Raw genomic sequence first — 13,864 nt, 5'->3', positions numbered from 1 at the left:
AACACGTGACCGTTGAGAACCAACCCACCGACGACGCCGCACTTCGTCTGGCGATGCACCGCGTACGCACCGAGGTCGACAAGGCGGTGGTCGGCCAGGCCGGCACCGTCACCGGTCTGCTCGTATCGCTGCTCGCCAGAGGCCATGTGCTGCTGGAGGGCGTTCCAGGTGTCGCCAAGACGCTGGTCGTACGCTCCTTCGCGCGAGCTCTCGGCCTCGACACCAAGCGCGTCCAGTTCACGCCGGACCTGATGCCCGGCGATGTCACCGGCTCGCTCGTGTACGACGCGCGCACCGGCGAGTTCGACTTCCGCGCCGGCCCCGTCTTCACGAACATCCTGCTCGCGGACGAGATCAACCGCACGCCGCCCAAGACTCAGGCTGCACTCCTGGAGGCGATGGAGGAGCGTCAGGTTTCGGCCGACGGCGTCAGCCGCCCCCTGCCCGATCCGTTCCTCGTGGCCGCGACCCAGAACCCGATCGAGCACGAGGGCACGTACACGCTGCCGGAAGCTCAACTGGACCGCTTCCTGATGAAGCTCGTCGTCGGCATGCCGGAGCGCGACGCCGAGGTGTCGGTACTGCGCCGGCACGCTGAAGGCTTCTCTCCGCGCGAGCTGACGGGAGTCGAAGCCGTGGTCACCGCAGACGAGATCCGCGCAGCGCAGCAGGCAGCCGCAGCGGTCGAGGTCACCGACGACGTGCTCGGATACGTCGTCGACCTCGCTCGCGCGACCCGCCAGTCCCCCTCCGTCGAGCTCGGCGCCAGCCCTCGCGCTTCGACCGGTCTGCTCGCGGCCGCGAAGGCGTGGGCCTGGCTCAACTCCTCCTCCGCAGTCACTCCCGACCACGTGCAGACGATGCTGGTTCCGGTGTGGCGTCATCGCCTCCAGCTGCGACCGGACGCTCAGATGGAGGGTGTGTCCGCCGATGCCGTGCTCACCTCGGTGGTGCAGCAGACGAGGGTTCCGATCTAGGTGTTCGTCACCGGTCGACTCGCCGTCGCCCTCGCCGTCGGCATCGTCCCGCTGGTCCTCGCAGGGCTTGCGGGCTATCCGGCGTATGCGGTGCTCGGCGCCTGGATCGGCCTGTGCGTGCTCCTGGTCGCCGTCGACGTCGCTCTCGCCGCGAGCCCACGGACGGTGACGGTGAGCCGCAGAGTGCCTCAGCGCGTCCGTATCGGCGAGCAGGTGCCGGTGAGCGTCGCTGTGCACAACCACGGTACGAGAGTGCTGCATGCGGTGCTCCGCGACGCCTGGCAGCCGACGGCCGGAGCGCCGGTGGAACGACAGCACCTGCGCCTCCCCCCTGGCGAGCGTGGCCGTGTCGCGATCCCGCTCCTGCCCCGCCGACGTGGCGAGCTCGTCAGCGAGTTCGTGATGATCCGCTCGCGCGGCCCGCTCGGCATCGCCGGCAGGCAGGCGCGGCATTCCGTTCGCGGAGCGATCCGCGTGCTGCCCGCGTTCTCCTCCCGCAAGCACCTGCCGTCGCGCCTGGCGAGGCTGCGCGAGCTGGACGGCAACACGAGCATCCAGGTGCGCGGTCAGGGCACCGAGTTCGACTCCCTGCGCGAGTACGTGCGCGGCGACGACGTGCGCTCGATCGACTGGCGGGCGACGGCCCGCGCCGGCACGACGATGCTGCGCACCTGGCGACCCGAGCGCGACCGACACGTCGTCATCATCGTCGACACCGGACGCACTGCCGCGGCCAGGGTTGGCGACGGCACCCGTGTCGACGCCGCACTCGAAGCCGCACTCCTGCTGGCGGCTCTCGCCTCCCGGGCCGGCGACCACGTGCACCTGTTGATGTACGACCGGGTCGTACGTGCAAGGGTGACGGGTGTCGAGGGCACCGCACTGCTGCCGGCGCTGACGGATGCCATGGCGCCCGTGCATGCGCGCCTGGTGGACACCGACTGGCACGGGGCGTTCTCCGCGGTCCGCACTCTCACCACCCGGCCCTCACTGATCGTCGTGCTCACCGCCCAGGATGCCGCCGAGTCCGCCCGTGGCTTCCTCGGAGCATTCCCGAACGCCTCTCGAGCGACAACCGTGCTCGTCGGGTCGGTGACCGATGACGGCATCGCCGCCCTCGCACGCCGACGCGACTCGCGGGAAGACGTGTACCTCGCCGCCGCGGCCGAGCGGACTCTCCGCGATGCGGAGAATGTCGCCGACGCGATCCGCAGGGCCGGAGGGGAGGCGATCGCCGCCGACCCGGAAGAGCTGCCCCCGAGGATCGCCGACCGCTACCTGGAGTTGAAGGCCGCCGGTCGGCTCTGATGCTGCCTGCGCGGGCAGCCGAGGATCAGCCCGCGACGAGGCGCGGGGTGCCCGCCTCATACTCGACGAGATCACCGGTCGCGCCTTGTCGATACGCCCGCCCGCCGACCACCAGCATGTAGATGAGGAAGATCGCGAGGGCGGCGGCGCCGATACCGATCTTGACCGGCCATGGCAATGCCCACCCGGTGACGAACCCTTCGACGAGCCCTGCCAGAAGAAGCGCGAAGATCAACCCCATGGCGACGGTCGCGAGTGCTCGCCCCTCCGCGGCCAATGCTTCTCCGCGCGAACGTCGTCCCGGTGCGACCCAGGCCCAGAAGACGTGCAGGCCTGCGGCGGCCGCGACGAAGATGCAGGTCATCTCGAGCATGCCGTGCGGAAGGATGTAGAGCACCATGAGGTCGGCCTTGTCGTGCGCTGCCATCACTGCGCCTGAGGTCCCGAGCCCGATCGCGTTCTGCACGAGCATGTAGACCGGCCAGATCCCGGTGACGCCGAAGAGCACGCACTGCATCGCGATCCAGGCGTTGTTGGTCCAGACCATGCCCATGAACACGGCGGCGGGATTCTCCGTGTAATAGCCGGTGAACTTCTCGTCGGCGTACTGTTCGAGCGCGGCAGGCGGGCCGAGGGTCGCCACGAGTGCGGGGTCGCTCGCGATCCAAGCAGCGGTACCGACTGCCACAGCGATGAATGAGATCGCGATGACAAGCGTCGTCCAGCGCAACCGGTAAAGCGCGGCCGGAAGCTGAAGCCGGAAGAAGCGTCCGGTCTGGGTCAGGATGCTGTCGGATGCCCCGGTGAGACGAAGCCGTGCGCGAACCAGGATGGTCGACAGGTACGCTCCCTGCGGCGAGTCGCCGACCGAGGTCTTCAGCTCTGCGAGGTCTGCGGAGGCCGCGCGATACCGCACGATCAACTCGTCCACCCCGGCGCCATCGAGACGGGCGCGGCTGAGTTCGTCCAGCCGCTCCCATTCGGCGCGGCGTGCATCAGTCAGCGCATCGGCATCCACCTGATTTACTGTACTCATGTCTGTCCCGATCGACGTCTCCGACGAGGTGCTGTCCGGCGAAGCCGTCGCGATCGACGTGCAGCCCGTCGGCTTCCTGCTGCGGGCACTCGGTGCCGCGATCGACATGCTGCTCGGATACGGCGTCCTCATCCTGTGGATCTTCCTGAGCATCTGGCTCACGGACGCCGGTGTACTCGACGAAGCCACCAGCCGGATCGCCATGGTGGCATCGCTCGTCGTGAGCTTCGTCGTGCTGCCGATCACGATGGAGGTCGCACTGAAGGGACGCAGCCTCGGAAAGCTCGCGGTCGGAGGGCGAATCGTGCGCGTGGACGGCGGCGCTGCCGGATTCCGCCACGCATTCATCCGTGCGCTTCTCGGAGTGCTCGAGATCTACATGACCTTCGGTGGCATCGCCGTGCTCACCGGCGCCTTCAATACGCGTTCACAACGGCTGGGCGACCTGGTTGCGGGGACGTACAGCCAACGCGTCCGCACGCCCGCGCTCCCCTCGCACGTCCCCGTGCTCCCGCCGGCACTCGCCGGTTGGGCGCAGATCGCAGACGTTGCCCGTCTGCCTGATCGGCTCGCGCGTCGCATCTCGCAGTTCCTTCAGAGCGCACCGCGCATGATCCCCGCAGCGCGAGCCCGCGTCGCGCACGACCTGCTCACCGAGGCGACGCCCTTCGTCTCGCCCCTGCCTCCTACGCCACCTGAGTTGACGCTGATCGGGATCACGGTGCTCCGCCGGGAGCGTGAGCGCAGGGCGCTCGAGAACGCCGATCGGCGCGCCGAACGACTCAGCGGTCGGCGCGTCGGCGTCTGAGACCGCTGACCGGAACCGACGGGTCATCGACCGGCCGGCGCCTGGGCGTCATGAACGCCTCCGCGTCACTCAGTAGCGGTAGTGCTCGAGCTTGTAAGGGCCGCCGACCGGTACCCCGATGTACGCCGCCTGCTCCTCGCTGAGAGTGGTCAGCTGCACTCCCAGGGCGCCGAGATGGAGACGTGCGACCTTCTCATCGAGGGGCTTGGGCAGGACGTGCACGCCGGTCGGGTATGCCGCGACGTTCGTGAACAGCTCGAGCTGCGCGAGCACCTGGTTGGTGAACGACGCACTCATCACGAACGACGGGTGTCCGGTGGCATTGCCGAGATTCATCAGACGCCCCTCGCTGAGCACCAGGACACTGCGCCCGCCGGGCATGCGCCACTCGTGGACCTGCGGCTTGATCTCGACCTTCTCCACGCCCTCGAGCGCTTCGAGCCCCGCCATGTCGATCTCGTTGTCGAAGTGGCCGACGTTCGCGACGATCGCGAGATGCTTCAGCGCCTGCAGGTGCTCGGTCGTCACCACATCGCGGTTGCCGGTGCCGGTCACCACGATGTCGACCTCGCCGGCAACGTCGATCAGCCGCGCGACCTGGAATCCGTCCATGGCGGCCTGCAGAGCGCAGATCGGGTCGACCTCGCTCACGATGACCCTGGCGCCCTGGCCCCGCAGAGCCTCGGCAGCGCCCTTTCCGACATCGCCGTAGCCGCACACGAAGGCGACCTTGCCACCGATGAGCACGTCGGTCGCGCGGTTGAGCCCATCGGGGAGCGAGTGACGGATGCCGTACTTGTTGTCGAACTTGCTCTTGGTCACCGAGTCGTTGACGTTGATGGCGGGGAAGAGCAGATCGCCGGTGGCGGCGAGCTCGTACAGGCGGTGCACACCGGTCGTCGTCTCCTCGGTGACGCCGATGAGGCCGGCTGCGAGCTTCGTCCAGCGATCAGGTGAAGCCGTGAGCGATCCGCGCAGGAGGTCGAGGACGATCGTGTACTCGTGCGTGTCGGCGTCGGTCGCCGTCGGCACCGCACCGGCTTTCTCGAACTCGACACCCTTGTGCACGAGCAGGGTTGCATCTCCCCCATCGTCGAGGATCAGGTTGGGCCCGTCGAAGCCCGTCGACGACCAGTCGAAGATACGATCGGCGCAGGCCCAGTACTCCTCGAGCGTCTCACCTTTCCAGGCGAAGACGGGAACACCGGCGGGCGCATCGATCGTGCCATCGGGGCCCACGACGACGGCCGCTGCTGCCTCGTCCTGCGTGGAGAAGATGTTGCAGCTGGCCCACCGCACCTCGGCACCGAGTGCCACGAGCGTCTCGATGAGGACTGCGGTCTGCACCGTCATATGCAGGGAACCCGCGATCCGGGCTCCCCTCAGCGGCTGCGCCTCGCCGAACTCCTCGCGGAGCGCCATGAGTCCCGGCATCTCATTCTCCGCAAGTCGCAGCTGGTGACGGCCGGCTTCGGCGAGGGAAAGGTCGGCGACGCTGTGCTCGAGCTCAGGCATCTTGTCATTGTTCCATCCTGTTGAAGCCGATACAGCTTGTGTTCAGAAGCGAATCGCGTCGATCACTTTCACTCGCAGCGCGACGAGTGCGGGGATGAATCCCGAAACCGCGCCGACGATCACCGAGGCGATGAGTCCGACCAGCGCCGCCCGCATCGGGAACGGCGGGATGTCCTGGATCCCGTAGAACATCGAGGTGACGACCCACTCCGAACGCAGCACCGCGACGACGATCGCGATCCCGATCACACCGGCGACGGTCGTCGCGACCAGGCTCTCCAGGAACACCGAGAAGAAGACCCGCCCCGAGCTGGCACCGAAGGCTCGTCGGACACCGATCTCCCGCACGCGCTGACGCATCGCGACGAGTTGGATGTTGATCAGACTGAGCGCACCGAGTGCGAGGATCAGCGCGGCGATGCCCCCGGTGACCATCTCGAACGTGGCCTGAGCATCCAGAGCTCCCGGTTGCGCAGCCCAGTCTGACCTGTTCACGGTGACCGTCTGCCCCGCGGGCAGGCCTGCGCGCAGGTCCATCGCCAGCACGGGCGCGATCTGATCCACCTGAGTGGGACCGACCCAGATCTCGTACTGCGTGGTCGAGTCCTTCGGCAGCGCATCGACACGAGCTCGGTACGCGTCGTAGAGCAGGTCGACGCGCAGCTCCTCGTCGCCGAATCCCTGACGCGGGGTGATGCCGATGACCTGGTAGGTGCCCCCTGCCGGGCCGGTGATCGACACGGTCGGATGCTGCGTCAACGACACTCGTCCGAGACGGTCCCAGAGCGCCTCCGTGATCACCACCGGAGGCGCCATCGCTACGATGTCCGAGTCGAGGAACCAACGCCCCTCGAGAAGCTGCTCGCGGTGGATCTGCGAGAACGCGGGGTCCATCACACGCGCCGGAACCTTGGTGATGCCCTCAGGCAGCTGCACATCCAGCACCACGCCCTGCGAGATCCGCGCCGTATGGCTGAACCCGAACCGTTCGGACGCGCGGCTGAAGCGCTCATCGAACTCGTCGGCGTCGACCGGTGTCCCGTCGTCGCTGCTGACCGCCACCACGACCGTGGCCGCTCGCCCGCCCCACCGGTCCGACTGCTCGGCCTGGAACTGTCGCTGGTACTCCGAGATGGCCACCACAGCGGTGAGCGCGCCCACCGAGACCGCGATCCCGATCAGGCTGAGCAGCACCCGCAGCTTGTGCACGCGGATCTCCGCCCACGCGTCCGCGAGCGCGCCGAGGAATCCGGTCATGAGACGCCCTCCGGCGATGCCGAGGGCACCGAAGCTGCGAGGGTCGAAGCCTCGAAAGCACGACTGAGGTCGGCGGTCTCCAGCCGACCCGCGTCCAAACGGTAGTGCCGGCGCGCACGCGCGGCGACGTGGAGGTCATGGGTGATGGTGACCAGCGCGGCATCCGTCTCGGTGGCGACCTCGTCGAGGAGGGACATGACGGATGCTCCGGTGTCGATGTCGAGCGCGCCCGTCGGTTCGTCCGCGAGGATCAGGACGGGCTTGCGCACCAGAGCCCGTGCGATCGCGACACGCTGCTGCTCACCGCCGGAAAGCTTGTCGGCGATCTGCTCGACTCGATGTCCGAGGCCGACACGGCCCAGCATGTCTGCGGCGATCTGGCGCCGGTTCCAGAACATCCGCCCCTTGGCGTGGCCGAGCGGCATCATCACATTGTCGAGCGCCGTGCGCCCCGGCAGCAGGTTGAACTGCTGGAACACGAAGCCGACGTTGTCTCCGCGCAGACGATCGAGCCGCCCTGACCGCATCCGGCGCACCTCACGCCCCTCGAAGGCGACCGTTCCCGAGGTGGGCGCATCCAGCATCCCGAGGATGTTGAGCAGGGTCGACTTGCCGGATCCCGACCGTCCGACGATCGAGACGTGATCCCCTGCCCCGACCTCGAGGGTGACGCCGCGGAGGATCTCCAGCCGTGAGTCGTCGGCCAGGAGGACGCTCTTGGAGACGTCCTCGAGTGAGACGAGGCTCACCAGCTCATCCCGCTGTCACACTGCTCCACGCCAGGGGACACCTCGTAGCAGAATTCCTCGACCGGAGCGACGAACCCCGGAACGAACTGACGGATGCTGTCGCCCTCGGCCAGTCCCTCCGTCACCTCGACCATGACGCCGTCGTTCACTCCGAGCGTGACCGCCCGCTCCTCCGGATCGGTGCCGTCCCCGGCATCCACCCAGACCTTGCCCGAACCCGCACCGCCCTGGACCGCGGTGACCGGGATCACGAGTGCATCGTCGACCTGACCGAGAGCTAGATCCATCGTCGCGGGGAGACCTGCGAACACGGTCTGATCGGCCGGGATCGCGCAGCGCACGTTCGCTGTGCCCTCCGCGGTCACCTGCACGCCCACCCCGGTGCAAGCGAACGGCGCAGGGCCTCCGGTGATCGTGACCGTCGCCTCAGTGGGAGCGTTTACGAGTCGGTACAACTGCACGGGGTCGACGGTCGCGAGCAGGTGGTAGCGCGACGGGGTCAGCTTGTACGTCTCAGTGCCGACGGTCGTCGCCTGTCCCTTGACGATCGCGAATTCCGAGACGTCGCCTGCCTCGGGGGCCAGCACATCGATGTCCTTGCGCGGGTCGTCCTGACGGACCGTGTAGAGCTTCTGGCCCGCGGCCACCGTCGCGCCCTCCCCCACATGCACCGCGAGAACCGCGCCGTTGAGCTCGCTGCGAACGGTGTAGGCCTCGTCGCGCGCCACGTTGCCGCTGAGGCTCAGCGCGTTCACCACCTGGCCACGCTCCACCAGCACCGCGGGGTCGGCGATGCCCGATTCGGGGCTGACCACGCTCTCCGCGCGATCCGGGAAGAAGGCGATCTTGACGAGTGCGGCAGCGCACGCGCCGAACACCAGTACGAGAAGCAGGGGGAAGATCCAGCGACGCCAGACGATCACGAGTGCCTTTCCGGCCGCGCCGCCCTGGCACGCCTGCGGTCAGCGTATCCAGAGATCGAATTCTCTTCAGGCGCTCGAGACCGCGTGTCGGGGCAAACGCTGTCAGGCGCGGAGCGCCTCGTGACGCACGACGAGCCAACCGGTGGGGACCGAGAGTCGGTCCGCGTGCGGTGAGCACAGATCATGCGCCTGAGGATCGTTCGCGGCGCCGAGCGGGCCGAGCGCCGCCATCTGGTCGCCATAGTCGTAGGTGAGGGTGGCCACGGCCTCTCGCGCGCAGCCGACCTTCGAGCACAGTCGTCCGTCCATCTCCGTCAGCGTACGACGCACACCGGTCGGCACCTCGGAGGCCGCGCCGCGCGAGCCCGGTACCGCCTAGACTTTCGTCATGCCTCGTCGCCGCGCCACTCACGCCTCCGCGGCGCCTCGGCGCGGTGCACGACACGGGCGACACGGGCGTCTAGGCCGCAGCGAGGTCGTGCGTCCACCGCTGGCCCCGCTCGATGGTCGTATCGACAGGTTCGACCTCACGGTCGGCACGGCCGTCGAATTCCTCCGCGGAACCTGGCCCGAGTTGCAGGACGTCAGGTTCGAGATCGGCGCGATTCCTGGATTCGACGCGACCGAGGAGGTGCCGCGCTGGCACCTCGACCGGAAGAACCAGCGCATCGTGCTGTTCCGGCTTCCCATCGAGCGTCTTCTGCCTCCGGGTCACGACGATGCAGCCCACCGTCGGATGGCGATCGAGAGCGCGGTGTTCCGGGCGGCTGCGGAGTACGTCGGCCGTGAGCCGTGGGATCTCGGCCACGACCACTGACCCACCGCCCCCTGTGAGCCCGCACGCTCGTCAGGGATAGACCGTGATGGCCTTTTCGACGCCGCCGCTCGCCTGCACCGGCAGCACAGCGAGTGCTCCCTGGGCGGTGAGCGTCACAGCTGCATGCACTGGACCGGTCGTGCGCATCCGATAGGTCGTGTCGGGCTCCACTTCGATCCCGCCGGATTCTCCTGCCGCCACGACGACCTCCTGCGGCTTGCCACCGTCGAGGGACTCGATCGAGACCGTCGCCTCCTGGCCCGAGGTGTTCGCCAGCTGCAGCCTGGCATCAGTCCCGTCGGGCACGGCGAACACGACTTCGGCATCGATCTCCGGCGCCGGCGTCACCCAGGCGAAGTCCGACCCGAGCCCGAACCCATCCTGCTGCCGGATCCCCCCGACGAGCGGGACATCGGATTCGACTTCCACGGTGTACCGGCCGGGAGCCAGGCCGCTGAGCGACACCTGGGTCGGCAGATCGGCATCGACCGGAACCGTGAACTCGTCGACCGCCGCTGTCGAGCCCTCTGCCCGCACGCGCACCTGCACCCGGGCATCAGCGCCAGGAGAGAGCACCCGCAGAACGGCCATCTCCGCATCGTCGCCGACGGCGGGGAACGCCTGCACTCCGGTGAAGACGAGCTTCTGCTGCGGACCGGCGACGGCGTCCTGAAGGTCGATGCCTGCGGGGTCCAGCACGCGCACGAGCGAGGACTGGAGGACGGCTCTGACCGGGGCGCCGACCGCGCTCACCTTGACGACGGGGGCCTCGCTGCCTGCGGCGACCGACGTCAGCGCGAGCCCGACCTGAGATCTGGCCGGAACGATCACCGTGCGGGCACTCCGGGCGGTGCCGTATACCGAGAGCGTCACGGTCGAAGGGACCTCTGCTGCGTTCGTCAGGATCACGATGTCTTCGGTGCCGGTGTCGGTGCTCCCACCGACGAGCCACGAGTCAAGTCGCGGCACACCGCAGGGCAATGCGGCATATCCCGCGAGATCGTCCGCGGCGATCGTGACGGATTCGGCGCCGGCGATCAATGGCGTCTGGCGCCCGTCGACCTCGCCGGTGAGCACCTGGACGTCGCCGCCATCCCCCAGATCCGGCGCAGCCAGGCCCTCGGACTTCGGGGCTCCAGACGTGCCGCCGTCGGTGATGCTCGGCGTCGCCGCGGAGAGCATGTTCAGTGGAGTCGACAGATCGCGACCGAGAGCTCGAAGATCCCCGTTGCAGACGAGAACGCTGTCTCCGGGAACCGGTGTGACCTCGACCTGGGCCGGATCGTGGCGGACTGTCGGCCAGGGAGCGTGAACCGCAGTCGCGACGCCGACCACGCAGGCAGCGATGACGGCGACGCCGGTGATGACTCTGGCGCCGGTCGCTGCCACCTTGAATGCGCGTGTCCCGCTCATCGGTCCTCCTCCACATCCGGCCTGGATGACTCATCAGCGTCGTTCGACCGGGCTGTGTCGACCGTCTCGGGTGCGGCATCAAGCGCAGGCGAGGGCTCGGCGATCGGGGCCAGTGCCTCATCGGTCAGAGCCGGCGTGTCCTGAGGATCCTCCATCGTGCCGATCGGATCGTCCTGGACGGATTCGATGTCTTCCGCGTGACGAGGAAGAACCATCGGCTCCTCCGGCGCTCGGCCGACGATGCGAGACTGTGCGCGTGCTGCTCGACGTGATGCGCGGGTCGGAATCGACAGTAGAAGGGCAGCGAGCACCGCCATCAGCTGAACAGTGACCACGAGACGGGCGGTGCCCTGCTGGGTCGCGCTCAGCGACGGCGGGTCTGCGACCTCGGCCTCCAGACGCCAGAGCACGCCGCGATCGGTGGTACCCGCATGCACGAGTCCGGCACGCTCATCGATGGAGGCGACCGCTGCGGTGCGGAGCGCGCGAGCCTTGTCTCCTTCACCCGGCACCTGAGCGACCAGGACGTAGCTGATGCCGTTCGCTGCCAGCTCGCCAGGAGCATCGAAGTCACGGGCGGAGAGGAGGTCCACCGACAGGGTGGATATGTCCGCGCCCTGGGGCTGACCGGCGGTGGAGATCATGGTCGACTGCGAGCCGAGAGTCTCGCTGGCGCCCCACGCCACCTCGGCTGCCAGCCCCCCGTCGTTCTGCGGGGTGAGCACGAGAGTCGCGATCGGCTTATCCCCTGCGGCCTGTGCCGCGACGTACGCCGGCAGCGTGGATTCGGGACCGTTCGTGAGGACGGAACGCCCCAAGTGCATCGCGGTGAGCGCGGGAACCGCACAGACCGCCAGAGTGAGGGCCGCCGCGACCGCGGCGAACACGCGCAGCCGCGGCATCGTGAGAGCCGTGTCGAGAGTGACGAGCGCCGCACCGACCACGCCGACCCAGGCCAAGCTGAGACCGGCCCCCGGCCAGATCGCCACCGGGGTCCCCTGTGCGAAGCTCACCGTGACGCCGACCGCGAGGAACGCGGTAGCCAGGCCGGCCATTGCGACCACGAGCAGAGTGATCCCCGCGCGCCACCGCGGTGCGACGGCCGCTCCGAGAGCGAGCACCGCAACCGGAGCGCACAGCAGTGGCGCCCAGGCCGCGACCGGCTCGGGGATGAACGTCGCCCAGCCGGCGAGATCCGCCGTCGGGAATCCGGTGGCGAGGGCCAGGCGTCCCGCGGCATCAGCTGCCGCCTGCGGTCCGGCCCAGATCAGGCCGGGGTCGCCGAGCAGTGCGAGCGGAGTGCCGTGCGCGAGCTGCCAGAAGACGAGCGGGGCGAACAGCGCGATCGTCGGCACCGGCAGCCACAGCAGGCGACCTGCGCCTCGGAACTGGGCGGTGCCGAGCACGATGCCCAGAGCGATGATCCAGAGCAGCGCGAGCGCGGGCGCCAGAGACGGAGCGCAGGCGATGACGGCAGCCAGGAGCAGTGACGCGCTTCCGGCGGCGCCCCAGGAACGGTGCGCGACCACGGCGCTGTGGAACAGCCACGGGAGCAGAAGATGCACCAGCACGGCGGCCGGGCGTGCGTCGACGAGCGCAGTGAGGAAGGTCGGGGCGAGTGCCCAGGCCACACCGGCGAAGATCCGTAGACCCTCGCGATCAGTCACGCGGGTCGCGGCGAACCACCCGCCGAGGACCGCGAGCGGAAGAGCGAGAATCCAAAGGAGCACGATCGAAAACGATGGCCCGGCCGGCCAGAGCGATCCCAGCACGGCCACAACAGCGGCGAAGGGATCGGCGGGTCCCACGAGGTCGAGGGCTATCCCGCGCATGCCCCAGGCTGCATCACCCCAGAGCGCGGCGACAGTCTGACGAAGGGGCAGCAGACCACCACCACCGAGCGCCGGCCACGCCAGCAGGCTCGTGAAGGACGCGATGCTGACGACCAGCGCCGCAAGCACTGCCCAGGCTCCGCCTCCGGAGAAGAAGCGCAGTTCGCTGACGGCGCCCCCTTCGCTGCCGTGTCCGTCATCCAGACGCCGTCGCAGGTCCGAGGATGTCACCCGCAGCGGCGCGATACTCGCCCACGTCGATGTGCGGAACGCCCGGATCCTCGCGCGCGAGCGGGCGACCGCCCCCACGCGGAACATCGCGGCGAGCGCGGCTCCCCATTCGGGGAAGACCGCTTCCGGTCGCTTCCCGACGAGGTGGGTGATCGAACGCCAGAGCGCGAGCGGAAGCAGGCTGAGCCAGTGCAGCGGCACGGCGACGGCGGGAGCGTATGCGAGGCGCCGGTGCAGCTGAGCGAGACGGGTGACGTACGCTCTGCGCGACCGTCCGGTCGGCAGTGCGGCCGGGCCGCCTGGCGCAGCGGAGATCCGCGCACTCGGGGCGAGAACGACCCGGCCGCCGCCGAGCCGGGCGCGCACGCCGAGGTCGAGTCCCTCATCGGCACCGGCGAGAGCCGGATCGAGGCGCAGAGCATCGCGAACCTCTCCCCGGATGAGGATGCCACGCACATCAGAGCCGAGCGCGTCATCCGAGCGGTCGTGCTGACCCTGATCGAGTTCCCCTGCCGCGAGTTCGACGGAGCGGCCCAGCGCCGTCATGCTGACTCCGAGCGAGACGATCTCACGATCATTGTCGGTGGCTACGAGCTTGGGGGCGATGATCGCTGCAGAGGGCGAACGCTCAAGCGTCGCTCGCAGGCGTTCCAATGCCCTCGGATGCGGGGCGGTGTCCTGAGCGAGCAGCCAGATCGCCGATCCCTCCGACACCCGCGGCCTGGCGAGATCGACTGCCTCGGCGAACGACGTCGTCGCTCGTGCCTCGATGATCCCCTCGACCGTGCTCGCGACTGTCTCGCTGTCGCGCACGGACGACGCATCGCCGCAGATGACCAGCGTCACGGCTTCCGCCGGTGCGGTCTGAGAGCGCACGGCTTCGAGAGTGCTGAGGAGTTGCGCGCGGGACGATGATCCAGTGCGCGCGACGATGATGGCGTGAACTCGGGCTGGCATGACGTCGTCAGCCTATGCGCGTGAAGGTCGGCACTGGAGCA

12 protein-coding genes are annotated in these 13,864 nt (G+C 68.7%); 4 read left to right on the top strand and 8 right to left on the bottom strand.

Annotated features, from left to right (window positions below):
- Positions 1 to 53 precede the first annotated feature (53 nt).
- Positions 54 to 977, top strand: a complete 924-nt coding sequence (locus ACIQTX_RS09365; RefSeq protein ID WP_258131373.1) for a MoxR family ATPase — start codon at positions 54 to 56, stop codon at positions 975 to 977.
- On the top strand, positions 978 to 2,285 hold the full coding sequence (locus ACIQTX_RS09360; protein ID WP_402971569.1) for a DUF58 domain-containing protein: 1,308 nt from the start codon (positions 978 to 980) through the stop codon (positions 2,283 to 2,285). It begins immediately after the preceding gene.
- A gap of 25 nt (positions 2,286 to 2,310) precedes the next feature.
- Here the strand turns inward: ACIQTX_RS09360 and ACIQTX_RS09355 are convergent, their stop codons facing one another.
- Positions 2,311 to 3,303, bottom strand: a complete 993-nt coding sequence (locus tag ACIQTX_RS09355) for a stage II sporulation protein M (RefSeq protein ID WP_402973021.1) — start codon at positions 3,301 to 3,303, stop codon at positions 2,311 to 2,313.
- 16 nt (positions 3,304 to 3,319) lie between these two features.
- Between ACIQTX_RS09355 and ACIQTX_RS09350 the strand changes: the two genes are divergently transcribed.
- Positions 3,320 to 4,129, top strand: a complete 810-nt coding sequence (locus ACIQTX_RS09350; protein WP_402971566.1) for an RDD family protein — start codon at positions 3,320 to 3,322, stop codon at positions 4,127 to 4,129.
- Between the two features lie 69 nt (positions 4,130 to 4,198).
- On the opposite strand, the gene ahcY is transcribed toward ACIQTX_RS09350, so the two are convergent.
- The 5 genes from ahcY to ACIQTX_RS09325 all read right to left on the bottom strand — a co-directional run bounded on the left by ahcY (position 4,199) and on the right by ACIQTX_RS09325 (position 8,882).
- The gene (gene ahcY, locus ACIQTX_RS09345) at positions 4,199 to 5,644 is read right to left on the bottom strand and encodes an adenosylhomocysteinase (RefSeq protein ID WP_402971563.1); all 1,446 of its coding nucleotides are present in this window, start codon (positions 5,642 to 5,644) and stop codon (positions 4,199 to 4,201) included.
- A gap of 42 nt (positions 5,645 to 5,686) precedes the next feature.
- Complete coding sequence (locus ACIQTX_RS09340) at positions 5,687 to 6,901, bottom strand: ABC transporter permease (protein ID WP_402971560.1); 1,215 nt, start codon at positions 6,899 to 6,901, stop codon at positions 5,687 to 5,689.
- On the bottom strand, positions 6,898 to 7,650 hold the full coding sequence (locus ACIQTX_RS09335) for an ABC transporter ATP-binding protein (RefSeq protein WP_402971557.1): 753 nt from the start codon (positions 7,648 to 7,650) through the stop codon (positions 6,898 to 6,900). Before ACIQTX_RS09335 ends, ACIQTX_RS09340 begins: the two co-directional genes overlap by 4 nt.
- A complete protein-coding gene (locus tag ACIQTX_RS09330; RefSeq protein ID WP_402971554.1) occupies positions 7,647 to 8,573 on the bottom strand; it encodes an efflux RND transporter periplasmic adaptor subunit in 927 nt (308 codons plus the stop codon). The genes ACIQTX_RS09335 and ACIQTX_RS09330 overlap by 4 nt, the downstream gene beginning before the upstream one ends.
- Before the next feature lie 102 nt (positions 8,574 to 8,675).
- On the bottom strand, positions 8,676 to 8,882 hold the full coding sequence (locus ACIQTX_RS09325; RefSeq protein ID WP_028503704.1) for a DUF3499 family protein: 207 nt from the start codon (positions 8,880 to 8,882) through the stop codon (positions 8,676 to 8,678).
- Positions 8,883 to 8,961: 79 nt separating this feature from the next.
- Here ACIQTX_RS09325 and ACIQTX_RS09320 point away from each other — a divergent pair, with 79 nt between their 5' ends.
- Positions 8,962 to 9,390 carry a metallopeptidase family protein gene (locus ACIQTX_RS09320; RefSeq protein ID WP_258131355.1) on the top strand — a complete coding sequence of 143 codons (429 nt, stop codon included), beginning with the start codon at positions 8,962 to 8,964 and terminating at the stop codon, positions 9,388 to 9,390.
- Positions 9,391 to 9,420: 30 nt separating this feature from the next.
- Here ACIQTX_RS09320 and ACIQTX_RS09315 read toward each other — a convergent pair whose 3' ends face one another.
- Both ACIQTX_RS09315 and ACIQTX_RS09310 read right to left on the bottom strand, forming a co-directional pair.
- Positions 9,421 to 10,803, bottom strand: coding sequence for a DUF5719 family protein (locus tag ACIQTX_RS09315; RefSeq protein ID WP_402971550.1), 1,383 nt, complete (start codon positions 10,801 to 10,803; stop codon positions 9,421 to 9,423).
- Positions 10,800 to 13,823, bottom strand: coding sequence for a glycosyltransferase (locus ACIQTX_RS09310; protein ID WP_402971547.1), 3,024 nt, complete (start codon positions 13,821 to 13,823; stop codon positions 10,800 to 10,802). The genes ACIQTX_RS09315 and ACIQTX_RS09310 overlap by 4 nt, the downstream gene beginning before the upstream one ends.
- Positions 13,824 to 13,864: the final 41 nt, after the last annotated feature.

It is taken from the genome of Microbacterium sp. NPDC090281 (assembly GCF_044769635.1).
Classification (GTDB): Bacteria; Actinomycetota; Actinomycetes; order Actinomycetales; family Microbacteriaceae; genus Microbacterium.
The sequence above is the reverse complement of the archived record's forward strand: the minus strand, read 5'-3'. Positions and strand labels throughout refer to the sequence as shown.

Excerpts from the sequence above, each read along its gene's own strand:
- ahcY (WP_402971563.1), bottom strand. The coding sequence starts at position 5,644 with ATGCCTGAGCTCGAGCACAGCGTCGCCGACCTTTCCCTCGCCGAAGCC.
- ACIQTX_RS09310 (WP_402971547.1), bottom strand. The coding sequence starts at position 13,823 with ATGCCAGCCCGAGTTCACGCCATCATCGTCGCGCGCACTGGATCATCG.
- ACIQTX_RS09315 (WP_402971550.1), bottom strand. The coding sequence starts at position 10,803 with ATGAGCGGGACACGCGCATTCAAGGTGGCAGCGACCGGCGCCAGAGTC.
- ACIQTX_RS09365 (WP_258131373.1), top strand. The coding sequence starts at position 54 with ATGCACCGCGTACGCACCGAGGTCGACAAGGCGGTGGTCGGCCAGGCC.
- ACIQTX_RS09320 (WP_258131355.1), top strand. The coding sequence starts at position 8,962 with ATGCCTCGTCGCCGCGCCACTCACGCCTCCGCGGCGCCTCGGCGCGGT.
- ACIQTX_RS09340 (WP_402971560.1), bottom strand. The coding sequence starts at position 6,901 with ATGACCGGATTCCTCGGCGCGCTCGCGGACGCGTGGGCGGAGATCCGC.
- ACIQTX_RS09325 (WP_028503704.1), bottom strand. The coding sequence starts at position 8,882 with ATGGACGGACGACTGTGCTCGAAGGTCGGCTGCGCGCGAGAGGCCGTG.
- ACIQTX_RS09350 (WP_402971566.1), top strand. The coding sequence starts at position 3,320 with ATGTCTGTCCCGATCGACGTCTCCGACGAGGTGCTGTCCGGCGAAGCC.